The sequence below is a fragment of the Bhargavaea massiliensis genome (assembly GCF_050480245.1).
In the GTDB taxonomy this organism is placed as follows: Bacteria; Bacillota; Bacilli; order Bacillales; family Anoxybacillaceae; genus Anoxybacillus.
The window spans coordinates 126,702-144,678 of sequence record NZ_JBCNEQ010000019.1 but is presented as its reverse complement, the minus strand read 5'-3'; the positions used below and the strand labels follow the sequence as shown (position 1 = coordinate 144,678).

Genomic DNA, 17,977 nt, shown 5'->3' with positions numbered 1-17,977 from the left:
AAACCTCCCGAATTATCGTAATTTGTTTAACCGATCGCTCTGGCTAATAATGCTTGTCACCCGCACCCCGAAATTTTCATCGATGACAACCACTTCACCTTTGGCAATCAATTTATTGTTCACTAAAATGTCAACCGGCTCACCAGCCAGTTTATCAAGCTCAATAATCGATCCTGAAGATAAACTTAAAATATCTTGCACAGAACGCTTCGTTCGCCCAAGCTCTACCGTCACTTGCAACGGAATGTCAAGCAACATATCAAGATTGCGCGACTCCGCCTCTGGCAATGGCGCTGGTTCAAAACTCGCAAAAGCAACAGGCTGGACGTTGACAGGCTGCTGCACGGCTCCCGTCCCAAAATGTTGAGGAGCTTCTTTTTGCGTTTGTTGAGCCGATGAAGGCGCTGGTTTCGTTTGTGCTGGTTTCGTTTGTGCGGATGGCGCTGTTTGGCGTGGCTCGTTCGTATTTATTGTAGCTGATGTTTCGGTCTTTGTACTATACGGATTTAATAAATTTTCGACTAATTCTTTCGCAAAATGAATTGGCAACAGTTGCATAATATTCGAATCAATTAAATTGCCTACTTTTAAACGGAACGATACTTTAACAAGTACATCGTCCGGCGGCAAATATTCAAATCCTTCGCCTTCTGACAAATCAAGCAAATGCAAGCTTGGTGGGGAAATATCAACTTTTTTGCTAAAGATCGTCGACATCGACGTCGCAGCCGAACCCATCATTTGGTTCATCGCTTCTTGTACAGCACTCAATTGAATTTCATCCATAGAGGCGGATGGATTTGTGCCATCCCCCCCCATCATTAAATCTGCGATAATCGCAGCGTCAGATTGTTTAATGACAAGTAAATTTGTTCCTAAAAATCCTTCGGTATAGCTGACTTGAATCGCAACGTACGGATGCGGAAACTCTTCAGCGATGCGCGCACGCTCAATAAGCGAAACGTTCGGCGTCGTAATTTCAACTTTTTGATTTAGTAACATCGATAACGCTGTCGCTGAACTGCCAAACGAAATATTCCCGATCTCACCAAGCGCATCTTGTTCAATCGGCGTCAACACTTCATCAATCGACATTGTGCTAGACGGCATCGGGTCTTCTTCAATTCCCCGCAACAACGCATCAATCTCATCTTGAGATAACATATCGTCACTCATCATCGCCGTCTTCCCCCTTTATGACATCCAAAATTTGTACGGCTAATCGTTTATTCATTTTTCCTGGCTGACCGATAAATTTCGGCACGTCTCCTACTTTAATAATAAGCGGATCGCGCACCGTTTGATCAAGCTGAATCACATCGCCAACGGAAAGTTGCAGAAACTCTTGTACGGAAATGGTCGATGTGCCAAGTTCCGCAATCATCGGCACTTTCGTTTGCTTTAATCGCTTTTGTAGCGTTGCAACTTCTCCTGGTTCACGCTCTTTTTTTTGCGTTTGCATCCAATAATGGACAGACAATTTCGGAATAATTGGCTCTAACACCACATGCGGAATACAAATATTAATCATTCCACTCGTATCGCCAATTTGCGTATTTAACGAAATGACAACGATCGTTTCATTCGGTGATACCATTTGTAAAAATTGCGGGTTCACTTCAAAATCTGTAAGCATCGGATCGATGTCCGCAACAGATTCCCACGCTTCGCGCAAGTTGCTGAACGCTTTTTCAAACAAATTGGACATAATTTTCGTTTCAATTTCTGTTAAATTTTCAATTTTATTTAAACTCACACCTCTGCCACCTAGTACGCGATCAAGCATCGCATAGGCGATATTAGGATTGACTTCTAACAGTACGCGCCCATCAAGAGGCGGGACTTCAAATACTGTTAAAATCGTCATTTTCGGAATGGAGCGAATAAATTCTTCATATGGCAATTGGTCAGCCGATGCGACAGAAATTTGCACATATGTGCGCAACTGCGCGGAAAAAAACGTCGTTAACAATCGGGCAAAGTTTTCGTGGATGCGCGTCAAACTGCGAATTTGGTCTTTAGAAAACCGCAATGCCCGTTTAAAGTCGTATACTTTCACTTTTTTTTCTGCTTCTTCTTTTTTCAGTTCATCAGCGCTCATTTCTCCCGCGGATAGCGCTGCAAGCAGGGCGTCTATTTCACTTTGCGATAAAACTTCTCCTGACACCGTTCTCACCTCCTACTCCTATTCATTTTATTTACTGGAGAATAAAGGAGGTTATATAAATTTTCTCAACTTTTCCTTCTTGCATAAGCTCGTTTATGCGTTCGCGCAGTTTTTTCTCTAAAAGAAGTTTTCCTTGCTTTCCTTTAAACTGCTCCGCCGTCATTTCTGACAGCTCTTCAATAATGATACTTTTAATTTGAAAATCGCGTTTTTCTGCTTCTTCTTTTGCCTTTTCGCTATCTGTTTGAATTTTAAACGCAATTTTAATAAAGCTACCATCCATTAAATTCGTCATCATTTCGGGCACGTCAAACGAGCTTGCAACAATTTCATCGACCGACGGCTCTTTCGGTTCATCATTCCCCATAAATTTCATAACGACAACAAGCGCGACGACGCTAACTAGCGTAATACCCCCCATGACAATAAGCATAATTTTTAACATTTTATTGTCCTTCAACGTCGGATCCCTCCGCATCTCTCCTTAATCCGAGAACAGAAATGTTACGATAAAACGTTTCTACTAATAACATAACATCTTCAACAGACTCCCGCACGACAAACTTTTTGCCATTCGTTAACGTAATGGTCGTGTCTGGGAACGCTTCAACTTGTTCTATGTATATCGCGTTTAGTGTGAATTGTTTTCCATTTAACCGCGTTAATGTAATCATATGTATGCGGGCACTAGACGGAGCCTAGTGCCCCCCCTCCCTTATTATTTCTTTAAGTTAACTAATTCTTGTAAAATCTCGTCCGATGTTGTAATAATGCGCGTGTTTGCTTGGAAGCCGCGTTGCGCGACAATCATTTCCGTAAACTCTTCGGAAAGGTCAACGTTGGACATTTCTAACGTACCTGGGACTAGTATTCCTGCTCCGTTCAGTCCCGGAGGGGTATCAACCGCTGCACCAGAGTTTGTTGTTGGTCGATAAAGATTTTGCCCTACTTTCTCTAGTCCCTCATTGTTATTAAATTTTGCTAAACGTATTGTCCCAGCAGTCCTCAAGTTCCCTGAAGCATCCACATAACTAACTGTTCCATCTGCACCGATGCTAAAACTTTTAGCGTCTGTAGGAATGTTAATTTTTCCAATTTGATTACTTACTTGTCCTATCAAATACAAGCCATCCGCATTTACAATATCTCCATTTTGATCAAGATAAAAATTCCCCGCCCTCGTATATGCTAAATTTGTGGCAGCACCAGGTGGAGTTGCTACATTTCCAACAACGAAGAATCCATCTCCAGAAATCGCCAAATCAAGAACGCGGCCTGTTGTTTGCAAGCTACCTTGAGTATGCACTGTATCAATAACTGATAATTGAGAACCTAGACCCACTTGTTTTGGATTAACTCCACCTTTCCCTCCTGACGCACCACTTGCTCCTGAAATTTGTTGGCTAACTAAGTCTTTAAAAATAGTACGTCCCTTTTTAAAACCATATGTGTTTACGTTAGCAATATTATTTCCTATTACATCCAATTTCACTTGGAAATTTTTCATTCCTCCGATTCCAGAGTACATAGAACGTAGCATAAAACCTCTCCCTTTCTCATCATTTTAAATGAGCGGCTTCTGTCATTCCGCACGCTCAAAGGCTTCCTGTAAAGGTCCAGCCTTATATAATAATGGCTCCGTTAATGTTTGTAAACAATTGGCTCTGTGCTTCATTGCGATCCATTGCAGTAATGACCGTTTCATTCACAGCGCTCACAATTAATGCAGCTTCATTTGTAATGACGAGTGAATCGCGCACCCCTTTTTGTTTCGCCTCTACAATTTTTTGCCCAATCATCGCCCACTGTTCGTCGTTAATGTGAATATTTCGCTCTTGCAAACGTTGTTGCGCATGTTTGCTTATTTTTAGCCCTTTTCCTGCTTCAATAAGCGCATCGCGAAACGATTGTTGCTCTGTTTGGACAGCCGCCTGTTTTTTCGCCGGAATCAACGGGGTGTGCGGAAAAAATTGAATGCGATTCATTTTCTCACCTCCTTTATTGCGACACTTTTGTGACGCGAGAGGCTAACACCGTTTCTCCTTGTTCAAGCTCTAACCATATATCCGTTCCTTTTTGAACGACCGCTTGAACAACACCGCTTTTTTCATCCCATGTTACCGTCTTGCCGATCCATTCACTATATTGTGCAAGCGACGGCGCAGACTGTTGCTGGATAAGCTTTTGCAATGCATCTAATGTGCCTGTAAGTTTTTCCGATGTACCCGTTTGTGTCTCAATAAACTTGCTCATCATATTTGACATATTGACCATTTGCTCAAGTGATGAAAAGTTTGCCATTTGTGAAATAAATTCCCGGTCTTCCATCGGATTGAGCGGATCTTGGTGTTGCAATTGAGTAATTAAAATTTTCAAAAAATCATCTTTTCCTAACGAGCTTTTCCCTGTTTCACGCTGCGCGACTTGGCGTTGCGATAAAAGCAAACTTGGATCGATCGCAGTCATATGATCACCTCTATTCAAAGTCAAACCACTCTTTTAACCACTCATCAAACGATTGATCACGCTCACTTTTCTCTTCTCTTTGTTGCTCTTGTTGTTGCTGTTGCTGCTTTTGTTGCTGGAATGAATGATCGCGAAATTTCGCTTGATCAAATACGTTAAATTGTTCAACCGTAATGTGATCGGCAATATGCGCAAGCTGATGAATATGTTGTTCCACTAGCTGTTTCGCCGCTTCGGTCGATGTAATCATTTTTGCCGTTAGCTTTCCTTTTTGTTGAATAAGCTTAATTGTTATATATCCTAAATGTTCAGGATGAAGGCGAATAAGCATTTGTGCATTGCCGTTTTTCCATCGCGTGAATTGACTTGAACGAACAATTCGCTCAAACTGTGCGACAAACGGTGTTTCATTCGTCGTATCAATCGTTGGTCGGTCAAACGGGACATGTTTATCATCTGATTGTTGAGCGACATGTAGCATCTGTTCCGACAGGCGAACAATCGGTTGCTTACGCTCTTGTGGTAATGGTGCAACTTCTTTTTGTATAGGTTGCCAAGGTTGTTCTTGTAAACGTGCAACAGCGTATTTCATATCGGATATCGCTTTTTCACGATCAACAGTCGAAAATAAAGCACGTGGATGTCCTGTAACTTTTTGCATCTGTCCTGTTTCTACTTGTCCCATATGACGTCGTGTCTTTTCACTGTCGCCGAACTCGATTAATTTTTGCAACATGTCTTTCATCGTATTGCTTTGTTCATCGTTTGTTCCGAACACGTTGCGAAGCATTGCACGTGCATGTTCGACGATCGGCTCTGGAATCGTCCATTGCTTTTGTTCAAGTTGAAACAGAGCGATGACGAGCATCAGTTCATCTTTTTCATCATGATCATCGGACGCTGAAAACATCGTTTCAAACGGCTGTTCGGCTGAAAATTGTTGAACGATTTGTTCTTTCGTTTCTTCTGGCAAAAGAGAAAGAAACGATTGAATCATTTCATTTGCTAACGTTTGTCTCTCGGCATATCCATCATGAAGCGGAAGTTGAGCAAACCATTGCTGCAACTGCTCCCAATCGATTCGTTGCATCGCTTCCGACTGTTCTGACAACGGTTGCACCGGCTCCGATTTTTGACGCAACGAGGAAAGCAAATGAGCAAATGCATATCCATCGCCCGTTTCAACAGTCGTTTGTTGATTTGATCCGCTGAATGGAGCCATGGAAGAAATCGCCGCGATATTCATTTTTTCACCTCCTTTCAATTGTTCGCTTTTTTCGCAAGTAAGCTCGTATATTTTGCCGCATTTTGTGCATCCATTTTTTCTAAAATGGCCGCCACTTTGTCTGCTTTCAATTTTGACAACAAATTGACCGCTTCTTGATCCGACATTTGCGGAATAATTTCCGCTGCTTTTTTTGGTGACATCGTCTCATACATTTTCACAACGTCTACACGCGTAGCATCTGTCTGCTCTGTTGACGGTGTTGTCGGCTGTTGTGCTTGTTCTTTTTCTGTCTGCAAACGTGCGATTTCTTGCTTTAGCGCATCAATTTCCGCTTCTTTTTCTTTGAGCGCATCGTTCGCTTTTTTTAGTTGTTTCTCTTTTTCAACAATCGTTGCTTTTAACTCGACAATTTGTTCTTGCAGTTTCTTTTTTTCGTTTGCTTCTGTTCCTTCAATCCATTGCGAAACAAACGGCAATTGACTTGCATATTTTTTCCCTTGTTCAAATACGTTAATGCCAGAGAATGTTAAAATCAACAAAACAACCGAGATCGTAAATAAAAGCGGAATAAAAACGACAAAAAGAAACCATTGAAACTTGCTTGTTTTTTTCGTTTCTTCTTCTTTTTCAAACTGTTCCATTGACGCTCACCTTGTTTCTCGATAGCAATATTGCTGTATGGAAATATCGTCCATCTGTTTTTGTTCAGCCATTCGTAGTTGCGCTGCAATCATGTCGTCATATTTTTCTTTTATTTTTTCGTATTTTTTCACTTCGACATTCAACTCAACTAATTTGAGTTGTTTCAATTCCATTTGTTGACGTGCTTGCATAACGAGATGTTGATAATGATCAATGACGCGTTGCAAATTGTTCATAAATCTTTGAAACGAACGAATATGTTGAATCGCTAGCCCTAATTGTAATTGTTGTTTATGTTGTTCTTCATAATCTTCTTTTTGCTTTAAAAAATGGTATAGCTTTTCAGCCACTTCTTCAAATCGGCTACGCGCTTCTTCATATTCGTGCAATGCTTTTTGCTTTTCATGTTCTTTCAAGTTTAAAATTTTTGTTAATTTAAACGGTGCCATTATTTATTCACCCTTGTTCAATAAGTTGAAACAACTGTTGAACGCTTTCGTTAATTGTGTACGATTCATGAACATCTTGCTTTAAAAATGAAATGATTTTCGGATAGTAGCGAATCGCTTCGTCAATTTCTCGCGACGAGCCACGTTTATACGCACCAATTTGAATTAAATCTTCAGACTGAACGTATGTCGCTAACAGCTCACGTAGCTTCTCTGCCATTTTTCGATGTTCTGGCGTGACAATGTAGTTCATGACGCGGCTGACGCTTTTTAATACGTTAATCGCTGGGTATTGACCTTTATTTGCTAGTTGTCGTTCTAATACGAAGTGCCCGTCTAAAATGCCACGAACGGTATCAGCAATCGGCTCATTCATATCATCGCCGTCAACGAGCACCGTATAAAACGCGGTAATCGTTCCGTGTTCGTTCGTCCCTGTTCGCTCAAGCAATTTCGGTAAAATAGCAAAAACAGACGGTGTATATCCTTTCGTCGTCGGCGGCTCCCCGACAGCTAATCCGACCTCGCGCTGTGCCATCGCAACGCGCGTGACCGAGTCCATCATAAACATGACGTTAAGCCCTTGATCGCGAAAATATTCGGCAATGGCCGTGGCTGTATACGCTCCTTTAATGCGCATCAGCGCAGGCTGATCTGACGTCGCTACAACGACAATAGATCGTTTCAGCCCTTCTGGACCGAGGTCGCGCTCAATAAACTCGCGCACTTCACGGCCACGTTCGCCGATCAGCGCAATGACGTTTAAATCTGCGTTTGTGTTGCGAGCAATCATCCCCATTAACGTACTTTTTCCGACGCCAGAGCCAGCAAAAATTCCGACACGCTGCCCTTTTCCAACCGTCAGCAAACTGTCGATCATTTTCACGCCGACTTCAATCGGTTCCGAAATTGTTGGTCGCGTCATCGGATTTGGCGGTTGGCGATCGATCGGAACGGCTGTCAACCCTTTTGGAAGCGGCTGATCATCGAGCGGGGCGCCTAATGCATCAATGACACGTCCGACAAGCGCTGAACCAACTTTGATGTCGAGCGGAGTACCTGTCGCTTCGACAATACACCCTGGAGCAATATCTTGAACGGTTGCATACGGCATTAAAAGCACATATTCGTCGCGAAATCCGACAACTTCCGCTTGAATTTTTTTCTTTTTTTTATGACCAATATGAATATAACAAACATCTCCAATGGAACTTTCTGGTCCTTTTGCTTCAATCATTAAGCCGATAACGCGCGTCACTTTGCCAAATCGTTTATACGGATCGAGCAGCTCAATTTCATTGATAAGTGCCTGCCAATTCATTCGTTTGCCCCCTCGATCCGCTCGAGCAATTGTTGCTTCAGTTGCTCAAGCTGCGTATCCACACTTGCGTCAATACGACCAAACGGCGATTCGACGATACAGCTTGTTTCAGCTAATGTTTCATCAGGATAAATAAACAAATGAACGTCTTGGCTAAATAATGCTTTTAACTCCTCCTTTTGACGAACGACAACGTCATAATAAGCCGGATGAACGTATATTTTCACTTCTTCATGTTCCCGAACTTCTTTAATCACTTGTTTGACAAGTCCGAGAAAATGTTCTTTATTTTCAGCAAGACGTTCACCGATGATCCGTTCGGCCACTTTACAAGCGACAAGTAAAATCGTTTCATCCGCCGACTGTAAAATGTGATAAAACTGTTCGTTGGCTGATTGCACAATTTGCTTCGCTTCGCGGATCGCCTCCATATATTGCTGGAGCCCGTCTTGTCGCCCTTGTTCTAAACCGACCACATATCCTTCTTGGCGCGCTTCGTTTATCCATTCGTTTCGTTCTTCTTCCCATTTTCTCTGTTCTTCTGCAATCTGTTGTTGGACAGATGCGTAATACATGTCCGCTTCTTGACGAATATTTGCCGCTTGTTGCTCGGCTTGCTCGATCATCATTTGCACATGTTGTATCGTTGCTTCCTCATGTTGCTCATGCGCTTCCTGTTGCATGTCAGGCAGCACCTTTTTTACTTGGATGACCGCTCGTTGTTCGGTACACGTCCGAGCAAAAGGGGCTTTAATGACTTTAGACAATAATATCATCTCCTCCGCCACGAGCGACGACAATCTCACCCGCTTCTTCGAGACGACGAATCACTGCAACAATACGCGATTGCGCTTCTTCTACGTCGCGAAGACGAACAGGACCCATAAACTCCATTTCCTCTTTAAACGTTTCCGCCATGCGTGAAGACATGTTGCGGAATACAACTTCTTTCACCTCATCGCTAGACACTTTCAACGCAAGCAACAAGTCTGCATTGTCCACTTCGCGAATGACGCGTTGAATCGCACGATTATCAAGCGTAACGATATCTTCAAATACAAACATGCGCTTTTTAATTTCTTCTGCTAGCTCTGAATCTTGAATTTCAAGGGCATCTAAAATGGTGCGCTCGGTTGCGCGATCGACAGCGTTCAACACTTCAACAACAGCTTCAATACCACCAGTTTGCGTGTAATCTTGTACAACTGTCGTCGATAGTTTCCGTTCAAGCACTTGTTCGACTTCATTAATCATTTCTGGTGATGTGCGATCCATCAAGGCGATGCGCCGAGCGACATCCGCTTGCATTTCTTGCGGAAGCGCCGATAAAATTTGACCGGCTTGCGCTGGTTCTAAATACGACAGCACGAGCGCAATCGTTTGTGGATGTTCGTTTTGTAAAAAGTTTAAAATTTGCGCCGGATCCGCCTTGCGTGCGAAATCAAACGGACGCACTTGCAAAGCAGACGTTAAGCGATTAATAATGTTCATCGCCTGTTCTGGACCGAGCGCTTTTTCAAGCACTTGTTTCGCGTAGGCAATTCCACCTTGCGAAATGTAATCTTGCGCTAATGCGATTTGATGAAATTCTTCTAAAATCATTTCTTTTTTCTCAGCATCAACTTGACGAACGTTAGAAATTTCAAGCGTCAATTTTTCAATTTCTTCTTCAGACAAATGTTTATATACAGATGCTGAGACGTCTGGTCCTAATGAAATGAGGAGAATGGCTGCCTTTTGTTTTCCTGTCAATTCGCCTTTTTGATCGCGTTTCGCCATACAATCCCCTCCTTTATTCCTCTGCAAGCCATGTTCTTAGCAATTTCGCAAATTCTTCTGGCTTTTCTTTTGCGAGTTTTTCAAGCTGCCTGCGACGTAATGTTGCTTCCGTTTCGACTTCTTCGTTGACGTCTGGAATTTGTACTGCCACTCGCTCTTCTTGCACTGGTTGTTCGTCCATTTCTTCTTTCTTGCGTTTGCGCAACCATAAAAAGACGATCAAAGCAAGAAGCAAAATAAGCGCTCCGCCACCAGCTATATATGCCCATGTCGGAATCGTTGCGGTTTCTTCGTCAAACTGCACTTTTCCGTTAAACGGCTGAACTGAAACGACAACGCGATTTTGCAAATCGTTGTCCGTCCATTGTCCTGCAATTTCTTTGTCGACTGACGTACGCACGATCGTACCTAAAATTTTTGTAATGTCATCAACCGTTTGTGCAGGAAGTGAGTTCGGATCATTAGGTTTTGGCGGTTCAACCATCACTTGAATGCCTAAATCTTTTATTTTATAAGGATTTGAAACAATCTCCCTTTTTATTCTATTAACCTCGTTATTAATTGTTTCCTCAATTCGCTCATAATCCCCATTCGTCTCGCCATTCGCTCCTTGATAACCTGGCACGTCGTTTTCTCCCGTCCCTACTGTGCCGCCCGGTTGAGCCCCTTGACCGGAAAACGTTTCAGTAATGCGCTGTATGCTTACTGCAATGCCTTCCATATTTTCTTTATCTACTGGCTCAACAAGCTCTTCTTGGCGATTTTCTTGCGTGAAATCAACGTCTGCTGTGACAGAAACGACGACTTTATCTTGTCCGATCATCGTTCCTAACATTTTTTGGACGCGACGTTGAATATCGCGCTCAATTTCTTGTTTAATTTCATATTGTTCTGCAAATGTTTTGCCAGACGAAAAATTTTCTTCATTTTTTAAATCAAAGTACTCAAAATATTGATTCATAATGACGATATTTTCAGTAGGAAGGTTCGGCACGCTTTTGGAAACAAGGTGGTATAACGATTTAATTTGCTGTTCATTAAATTTATATCCTGCCTTTGTTTTCAAAACGATGGAAGCAGATGCCTCTTCCTGTTGGTCACCAACAAATATGGTCGGCTGGGGTAGATTAATCATCACCTTCGCATCTTCTACCCCGTCTATACTTTTTATTAAGTTGGCGAGCTCTGTTTGCATCGCCTCAATTTTTAACACGTTAAATTCATTATCTGTCATGCCGAAGCCAGAGTTTTTCCCAAAAAATGAATAATCAATGCTCCCGCTGTCTGGAATGCCTTCTGCTGCTAATTCAACTTTTAACGTGTTTACAAGCTGTTCGGGCACTAAAATGGTCGTGCCGTTATCGGCAACTTGCGACTGAATACCGCGCTGATCAAGCGTTGCCTTAATTTGTCCAGCTTCTTGCGGCGATAAATTGCTGTAGAGAGGAACAAAATTCGTTCGCGTCGCAAAAAAAGCAGTAAGCGCAACAGCAACGACCACCAAAACAGCAAGTCCTAAAGCCATCGCTTTTTGCTGTTTTGTTCTCTCGCTCCAAAACAATTTTAATCGTTCTATCGCTTGTTTTAATCGCTCATTCATACGCTCCCTCCGCTATCTCTTGAGGTCAATTATACTTGCATTCTCATCAATTCTTGATATGCTTCAATGACTTTATTGCGCACTTCAATCGCTAATTGAAGTGATACGCTCGCTTTTTGTGAAGCGATCATAACATTGTGCAAATCCACGTTTTCTCCTTTTGCTAACTTTGTTGTCAACTGATCCGATTCCATTTGCTGTTTATTTACTTCGTTAATCGCTTCTTTTAAAAATTGAGAAAACGCCCGTTGTGCTTCCGCGGGCTTTATCGCTTGCTGCTGTGCAGCTGGTGATAAAACTGTACGTTGGATGCGATCAATCATCGTTTACCCCCCTATTTTCCGATCTCTAACGCCTTCATTAACATCCCTTTTGTCGCATTTAATACTGTCACGTTTGCTTCATACGAGCGAGTCGCGCTCATTAAATCAACCATTTCTTTTAACGGATCGACGTTTGGCAGCTGCACATATCCGTTTTCATCTGCATCCGGATGAGACGGATCATATACAAGTTTAAATGGCGTTTGATCCTCGACAATTTTTGTCACTTTGACTCCGCCTGCCGACCGCTCGTTCATCGCTTGATGTAAAAAAGAAGAAAACGATTCGTTCGGCTGCATCACAACCATTTTGCGACGATACGGTTGCCACTTTCCGTCTACCATTTTTGCCCGCGTCGTATCGACGTTTGCCATATTTGCAGAAATGACATCCATGCGCAACCGTTGAGCAGTTAATGCAGAAGCAGACACATTGAAACTTTGAAACATGTATTATTTTCCTCCCTTAATGACCGTTTTTAAGGAGTTAAACTTTCCGTTTATTCGTTCGACTAAAGCGTTGTAATAAATTTGGTTTTGCGCTAAATCCGACATTTCTTGATCTAGATCGACATTATTCTTATTATGATTGTAAACGAGATCGTTTTTAGTCGTCATGAAAAATTTGTTTGTGCTTCCTTTAAACTCAAAATGACGCGGATCTGTGCGGTACGCTTGCAGTGCTTGATGAAATTCTGTACGAAATTGGACGTCTTTTGCTTGAAAATTTGGTGTATCGACATTCGCGATATTGTTTGCGATCACTTTTTGTTTCAACGATGAATAATTTAACCCTTTTTCTAATATTTGGAATGTATTTGAAAACAATCTCACGGCATATTCCTCCCCACATAGACACCGTTTGACACCTTTATTGTAAAAAATTATTTACATATTGTATATAGGGAACATTGGACCATTTTTCACATACTTTAACATTTTCACATACTTTAACAAAAGAGGCATCTTTCTTGCAAAGATGCCTTCTTGTTTTTAATGATGTTTTAATTTTTCAAGTTCTGTTAAAAACTTATCGTTTAATACTTTAATGTACGTTCCTTTCATTCCAAGCGAACGAGATTCAATGACTCCGGCACTTTCTAATTTACGAAGCGCGTTGACAATAACTGAGCGCGTAATCCCGACACGATCAGCGATTTTACTTGCAACAAGCAATCCTTCTGTTCCATCTAACTCTTCAAAAATATGCTCAATCGCTTCTAATTCACTATACGAAAGCGAGCTGATCGCCATTTGAACAACAGCTTTGCTGCGCGCTTCTTCTTCAATTTCTTCCGCTTTTTCACGCAAAATTTCCATTCCGACAACCGTTGCTCCGTATTCAGCTAAAATTAAATCGTCATCGTGAAATTCTTTATCTAAGCGAGATAAAATGAGCGTTCCTAGACGTTCACCACCACCGATAATCGGCACGATTGTCGTTAAACCATTTTTAAATAAGTCTTTATTTTCGACAGGAAATGCCGTATACTCGCTATGAATATCAAGGTTTGGCGACGTTTCTGTAATGTTAAATAAATTTTTTGTATATTCTTCTGGGAATTGACGATCCGCTAACATTTTTTTCATTCGTTCGTTTTCAATCGTTTGTTTAATCGCAAAGCCAAGCAGCTTTCCGCGACGGCTCACAACGAAAACGTTTGCTTCGATGACTTCGCAAAGCGTTTCTGCCATCTCTTTAAAGTTTACCGGCTTTCCAGCTGCGTTTTGCAACATCGCATTAATTTTTCTTGTTTTTTGAAGTAAGTTCATCTCGCATCCTCCTCTTATAAAATAAACTGGCTTAAATCTTTATTTCGCACAATGTTTCCTAGTTTTTTCTCCACATATTGCGAAGTGATCACTACTTTTTCAAGATGTACATCCGGCGCTTCATACAATAAGTCTTCTAACAATTTTTCCATAATCGTATGAAGGCGACGTGCTCCAATGTTATCGGTTTGTTGGTTTACTTCAAAAGCAACTTCGGCAATTTTACGAATAGCATCGTCAGAAAATTCAAGTTGTATACCTTCCGTAGCAAGTAAGGCAACGTATTGTTTTAAAAGCGCATTGTTTGGTTCCACTAATATTTTCACAAAATCATCGACAGTCAGCTTCGTCAGCTCGACGCGAATCGGGAAACGGCCTTGCAACTCTGGAATTAAGTCAGACGGTTTCGCCATATGAAACGCACCAGCAGCAATAAATAAAATATGGTCCGTTTTGACTGGTCCGTATTTCGTCATGACGGTCGAACCTTCGACGATCGGCAAAATATCGCGTTGTACGCCTTCACGCGAAACGTCAGCCGATGCCCCTGTCTGTCCTCTGCGCGCAATTTTGTCAATCTCGTCAATAAAAATAATGCCTGATTGTTCAGCTAATCGAATCGCTTCTTGCGTCACTTCATCCATATCGATCAGCTTTTGCGCTTCTTCGTTGGTGAGCACGTAGCGCGCTTCTTTTACTTTTAATTTTCGTTTCTTTCGTTTTTTCGGCATAAAGCTGCTTAACATATCTTGCATATTGGCGCCCATTTGCTCCATGCCCGCACCTTGAAATAAATCAAACATAAGCGGTTGTTGCTCTTCAATTTCAACGGTCACAAATTCATCTTCTAACTCACCGTTCGCGAGTTTCCACGCTACTTGTCGCCGCTTTTCAGCGAGGTTTTGCTCATCATATCCGACGTCCGCTTGCTCTTGTGCACCACCAAACAAAAGTTCAAACGGATTTTTCATCGTCTGCTTCGTTTTCCCAGGAACGAGCAGTTCAACGATACGATGGTTCGCCAATTGTTGCGCACGATCTTTTACTTCATTCATTTTTCGTTCTTTCACGATGCGTACGGACGTTTCAACGAGATCGCGCACCATAGATTCTACGTCGCGGCCAACATAACCGACTTCCGTAAATTTCGTCGCCTCTACTTTTACGAACGGAGCGCCAACAAGTTTCGCTAATCGCCGAGCAATTTCTGTTTTCCCAACACCAGTCGGTCCGATCATTAAGATGTTTTTCGGAACGACTTCATCGCGCAACTTTTCATCTAATAAACTGCGACGATAACGATTTCTTAGCGCAATCGCCACCGCTTTTTTCGCTTCATGCTGACCGACGATAAATTGATCAAGCTTTTCAACAATTTGTTTTGGCGTTAACATGCCGCTCCCCCCTCTACAGCTCTTCGACAATAATGCAATCGTTTGTGTACACGCAAATATCGCTCGCTACTTTTAATGCGGCTTCTGCAATTTGCTTCGCTGTTAAATGTTCACCTGCATACGCCTTTAATGCACGACCTGCGGCTAGCGCATAGTTGCCGCCTGAACCGATCGCTAATATATCGTCATCTGGTTCGATGACTTCACCCGTTCCAGAAATGAGCAGTACATGTGTTGCATCCATGACGATTAACATCGCCTCTAATCGTCGCAACACTTTATCGCTTCGCCACTCTTTCGCTAGTTCAACCGCAGCCCGTTGTAGATTTCCGTTATATTCTTCTAACTTTCCTTCGAACATTTCAAACAGCGTAAACGCATCAGCTACTGCTCCTGCAAAACCAGCTAATACTTTGCCATGAAAAAGTTTACGAATTTTTCGCGCTGTATGTTTCATCACTACGGCATTGCCGAACGTCACTTGACCATCGCCCGCCATCGCTCCTTTTCCTTGATGGCGAATCGCAAAAATCGTCGTCGCATGAAATTGACTCATAAACATCCTCCTTTTTCATTATGCGCGCGGGTGGGAATGTAAATAAATGTGGCGCAAATGATCTTTCGTTACATGTGTATACACTTGCGTCGATGAAAGATGCGTATGTCCTAACAATTCTTGTACAGAACGTAAATCAGCGCCTTCGTTTAATAAATGCGTTGCAAACGTATGCCGAAACACATGGGGGCTTACTTTTAACGAAAGGGCTGCCTGTTCGACGATCTCGTTTAAGATGTGACGCACTCCCCTTGGCGTTAACGCGCCACCGCGCGCATTTAAAAAAAGTACGTCCGTGGGCACCTTTGCCTTGCTGACAAGTTGCTGACGTCCGTCTTGTATATATCGTTCGAGCGCCTTTTTGGCATACGTACCGAACGGGACATATCGCTGTTTGTTCCCTTTTCCGTAAATTAAAATGGTGCATACAGAAAAATCAATGTGCGACAGGCGAATGTTACAACATTCACTTACACGAATGCCTGTGGCATATAACAGCTCGATGATCGCTTGATTTCGTTGACCGATCGCTGTATTCAAATCATTGACAACAAACAATTGTTCTAATTCATCTGGATACAAAAAATGTGGAATTTTCTGTTCTTTCTTCGGCAACGAAGCAAGCGCAAACGGATTTTCAGAAACGATTTTCTCCCGCACTAAAAATTTGTAAAAGCTGCGCAGGCTCGACATTTTCCGGGCAATCGAACGGCTTGATTGCTTTCGCTGATGAAGCTCGGTTAAAAACAAGCGAACGTCGCTATAAGAAACATCTTGCAATCGTTTCACTTGTTCGCGCTCCATAAATTCAAAAAATTCGCCAATATCATGCTTATAACACGCAATTGTATATTCTGAATAATTTTTTTCTATTTGTAAATATTCAATGAACAAATGTAACGTAAAATTCACATTTTCCATTCGATCACCTCACAAGAGCTACTAAATAGTAGCATAATTTAGCAGCTCTTGCAATGAATTTCACAACTTTTTTAAAAAATTCTGAATTGTTCTCAATGCTCGTTCTGCATACTGTTCATTTTTTTTCTTTTTATCTTTAATCGGCTCATCGAGCGGCGCAAATAAGCCGAAATTCGCATTCATCGGTTGAAAATGTTTCGGATTGGCTGATGTGATATAGTGCGCCATGCTGCCGATCGCTGTTTCTTGCGGAAACACCACAAGTTCTTTTCCGAGTACGTAATGTGCCGCATTAATCCCCGCCACAAGTCCTGATGCCGCTGACTCAACATATCCTTCGACACCGGTCATTTGTCCTGCAAAAAATAAATCGTCTCTTTCTTTATATTGGTATGTCGGTTTTAGTAACTTCGGCGAATTAATAAACGTATTGCGGTGCATCACACCGTAGCGCACAATTTCTGCTTGTTCAAGCCCGGGAATAAGCCGAATGACTTCTTTTTGCGCCCCCCATTTTAAATGCGTTTGAAACCCGACAATGTTGTACAACGTTCCTGCGGCATCATCTTGGCGAAGTTGGACAACAGCAAAAGGACGTTTGCCTGTACGTGGATCTTCTAAGCCGACAGGTTTCATTGGTCCAAACAGCAACGTTTTCTTTCCGCGTCGCGCCATTACTTCAATTGGCATGCATCCTTCAAAATAAATTTCTTTTTCAAACTCTTTTAACGGCACCGTTTCAGCAGAGATGAGCGCATCGTAAAATCGTTCAAACTCCTCTTCTGTCATCGGGCAGTTAATATATGCTGCTTCCCCTTTGTCATAGCGAGACTTTATATATACTTTTTCCATATCAATGCTTTCTTTCTCAACAATCGGTGCAGCGGCATCGTAAAAATATAAATATGCTTCTCCTGTTAACGCCTGAAGCTGTTCCGAAAGCGGTTGCGATGTTAACGGACCTGTCGCAATAATCGTCGGACCTGTTGGAATCGACGTCACTTCCTCACGCACAACAGTCACATTCGGATGATTTGCCACCATTTCTGTTACTTTTGCAGCAAATTCGTGACGATCGACTGCTAAAGCCCCACCGGCTGGGACAGAACAAGAGTCTGCTGCTTTCATAATGACAGAGTCTAATCGACGCATTTCTTCTTTTAACACGCCAACTGCATTCGTTAATGTATTCGCACGCAACGAGTTACTGCATACGAGTTCAGCAAATTTGTCGGTATGATGCGCTGGGGTTTGTTTGACCGGACGCATTTCATACAATCGAACACGAACACCGCGCTTCGCCAGTTGCCATGCGGCCTCACTTCCTGCTAATCCTGCTCCAATGACTGTGACTTCCAT

General features: G+C 42.3%; 22 protein-coding genes. All 22 read right to left on the bottom strand.

Features of this window, described 5'->3' with window-relative positions; genetic code table 11:
* Nucleotides 1–12: 12 nt before the first annotated feature.
* The 22 genes from fliY to trmFO all read right to left on the bottom strand — a co-directional run bounded on the left by fliY (nt 13) and on the right by trmFO (nt 17,977).
* Nucleotides 13–1,179 carry a flagellar motor switch phosphatase FliY gene (gene fliY / locus ABEV15_RS05440; RefSeq protein ID WP_498852584.1) on the bottom strand — a complete coding sequence of 389 codons (1,167 nt, stop codon included), beginning with the start codon at nt 1,177–1,179 and terminating at the stop codon, nt 13–15.
* Nucleotides 1,169–2,167: a flagellar motor switch protein FliM gene (gene fliM, locus ABEV15_RS05435; protein WP_498852583.1), complete on the bottom strand. Its 999-nt coding sequence runs from the start codon at nt 2,165–2,167 to the stop codon at nt 1,169–1,171. Before fliM ends, fliY begins: the two co-directional genes overlap by 11 nt.
* Nucleotides 2,168–2,198: 31 nt before the next feature.
* Nucleotides 2,199–2,612 (bottom strand): flagellar basal body-associated protein FliL, encoded by a 414-nt coding sequence (gene fliL, locus ABEV15_RS05430; protein ID WP_429631948.1) that lies wholly within the window; start codon nt 2,610–2,612, stop codon nt 2,199–2,201.
* Between the two features lies 1 nt (nt 2,613).
* On the bottom strand, nt 2,614–2,841 hold the full coding sequence (locus ABEV15_RS05425; RefSeq protein WP_429631813.1) for a flagellar FlbD family protein: 228 nt from the start codon (nt 2,839–2,841) through the stop codon (nt 2,614–2,616).
* A 44-nt stretch (nt 2,842–2,885) separates the two neighbouring features.
* On the bottom strand, nt 2,886–3,707 hold the full coding sequence (gene flgG, locus ABEV15_RS05420) for a flagellar basal body rod protein FlgG (RefSeq protein WP_498852582.1): 822 nt from the start codon (nt 3,705–3,707) through the stop codon (nt 2,886–2,888).
* 82 nt (nt 3,708–3,789) lie between these two features.
* Nucleotides 3,790–4,152 carry a TIGR02530 family flagellar biosynthesis protein gene (locus ABEV15_RS05415; protein ID WP_498852581.1) on the bottom strand — a complete coding sequence of 121 codons (363 nt, stop codon included), beginning with the start codon at nt 4,150–4,152 and terminating at the stop codon, nt 3,790–3,792.
* A gap of 13 nt (nt 4,153–4,165) precedes the next feature.
* Entirely contained in the window at nt 4,166–4,633 is a 468-nt protein-coding gene (gene flgD, locus ABEV15_RS05410; RefSeq protein ID WP_498852580.1) for a flagellar hook assembly protein FlgD, read from the bottom strand.
* A 10-nt stretch (nt 4,634–4,643) separates the two neighbouring features.
* The gene (locus ABEV15_RS05405) at nt 4,644–5,879 is read right to left on the bottom strand and encodes a flagellar hook-length control protein FliK (RefSeq protein ID WP_498852579.1); all 1,236 of its coding nucleotides are present in this window, start codon (nt 5,877–5,879) and stop codon (nt 4,644–4,646) included.
* A gap of 14 nt (nt 5,880–5,893) precedes the next feature.
* The gene (locus ABEV15_RS05400) at nt 5,894–6,502 is read right to left on the bottom strand and encodes a MotE family protein (RefSeq protein WP_498852578.1); all 609 of its coding nucleotides are present in this window, start codon (nt 6,500–6,502) and stop codon (nt 5,894–5,896) included.
* A 6-nt stretch (nt 6,503–6,508) separates the two neighbouring features.
* Nucleotides 6,509–6,952, bottom strand: a complete 444-nt coding sequence (gene fliJ / locus ABEV15_RS05395; protein ID WP_429631801.1) for a flagellar export protein FliJ — start codon at nt 6,950–6,952, stop codon at nt 6,509–6,511.
* 7 nt (nt 6,953–6,959) lie between these two features.
* Nucleotides 6,960–8,273 carry a flagellar protein export ATPase FliI gene (fliI, locus tag ABEV15_RS05390; protein WP_429631799.1) on the bottom strand — a complete coding sequence of 438 codons (1,314 nt, stop codon included), beginning with the start codon at nt 8,271–8,273 and terminating at the stop codon, nt 6,960–6,962.
* The gene (gene fliH, locus ABEV15_RS05385) at nt 8,270–9,049 is read right to left on the bottom strand and encodes a flagellar assembly protein FliH (RefSeq protein ID WP_498852577.1); all 780 of its coding nucleotides are present in this window, start codon (nt 9,047–9,049) and stop codon (nt 8,270–8,272) included. The genes fliI and fliH overlap by 4 nt, the downstream gene beginning before the upstream one ends.
* Complete coding sequence (fliG, locus tag ABEV15_RS05380) at nt 9,033–10,052, bottom strand: flagellar motor switch protein FliG (RefSeq protein ID WP_429631795.1); 1,020 nt, start codon at nt 10,050–10,052, stop codon at nt 9,033–9,035. The genes fliH and fliG overlap by 17 nt, the downstream gene beginning before the upstream one ends.
* Before the next feature lie 13 nt (nt 10,053–10,065).
* Nucleotides 10,066–11,652: a flagellar basal-body MS-ring/collar protein FliF gene (fliF, locus tag ABEV15_RS05375; protein ID WP_498852576.1), complete on the bottom strand. Its 1,587-nt coding sequence runs from the start codon at nt 11,650–11,652 to the stop codon at nt 10,066–10,068.
* Between the two features lie 29 nt (nt 11,653–11,681).
* Complete coding sequence (gene fliE, locus ABEV15_RS05370; RefSeq protein WP_498852575.1) at nt 11,682–11,975, bottom strand: flagellar hook-basal body complex protein FliE; 294 nt, start codon at nt 11,973–11,975, stop codon at nt 11,682–11,684.
* A gap of 11 nt (nt 11,976–11,986) precedes the next feature.
* Nucleotides 11,987–12,424 (bottom strand): flagellar basal body rod protein FlgC, encoded by a 438-nt coding sequence (gene flgC / locus ABEV15_RS05365; protein WP_429631789.1) that lies wholly within the window; start codon nt 12,422–12,424, stop codon nt 11,987–11,989.
* A gap of 3 nt (nt 12,425–12,427) precedes the next feature.
* Nucleotides 12,428–12,808: a flagellar basal body rod protein FlgB gene (gene flgB / locus ABEV15_RS05360; RefSeq protein WP_498852574.1), complete on the bottom strand. Its 381-nt coding sequence runs from the start codon at nt 12,806–12,808 to the stop codon at nt 12,428–12,430.
* 159 nt (nt 12,809–12,967) lie between these two features.
* Nucleotides 12,968–13,747: a GTP-sensing pleiotropic transcriptional regulator CodY gene (gene codY / locus ABEV15_RS05355; protein ID WP_429631785.1), complete on the bottom strand. Its 780-nt coding sequence runs from the start codon at nt 13,745–13,747 to the stop codon at nt 12,968–12,970.
* A gap of 14 nt (nt 13,748–13,761) precedes the next feature.
* Nucleotides 13,762–15,141 carry an ATP-dependent protease ATPase subunit HslU gene (hslU, locus tag ABEV15_RS05350; RefSeq protein WP_498852573.1) on the bottom strand — a complete coding sequence of 460 codons (1,380 nt, stop codon included), beginning with the start codon at nt 15,139–15,141 and terminating at the stop codon, nt 13,762–13,764.
* Nucleotides 15,142–15,154: 13 nt separating this feature from the next.
* Nucleotides 15,155–15,703 carry an ATP-dependent protease subunit HslV gene (hslV, locus tag ABEV15_RS05345; RefSeq protein WP_429631781.1) on the bottom strand — a complete coding sequence of 183 codons (549 nt, stop codon included), beginning with the start codon at nt 15,701–15,703 and terminating at the stop codon, nt 15,155–15,157.
* Between the two features lie 12 nt (nt 15,704–15,715).
* Nucleotides 15,716–16,618, bottom strand: a complete 903-nt coding sequence (gene xerC, locus ABEV15_RS05340) for a tyrosine recombinase XerC (RefSeq protein ID WP_498852572.1) — start codon at nt 16,616–16,618, stop codon at nt 15,716–15,718.
* A gap of 60 nt (nt 16,619–16,678) precedes the next feature.
* Nucleotides 16,679–17,977, bottom strand: coding sequence for an FADH(2)-oxidizing methylenetetrahydrofolate--tRNA-(uracil(54)-C(5))-methyltransferase TrmFO (trmFO, locus tag ABEV15_RS05335; protein WP_498852571.1), 1,299 nt, complete (start codon nt 17,975–17,977; stop codon nt 16,679–16,681).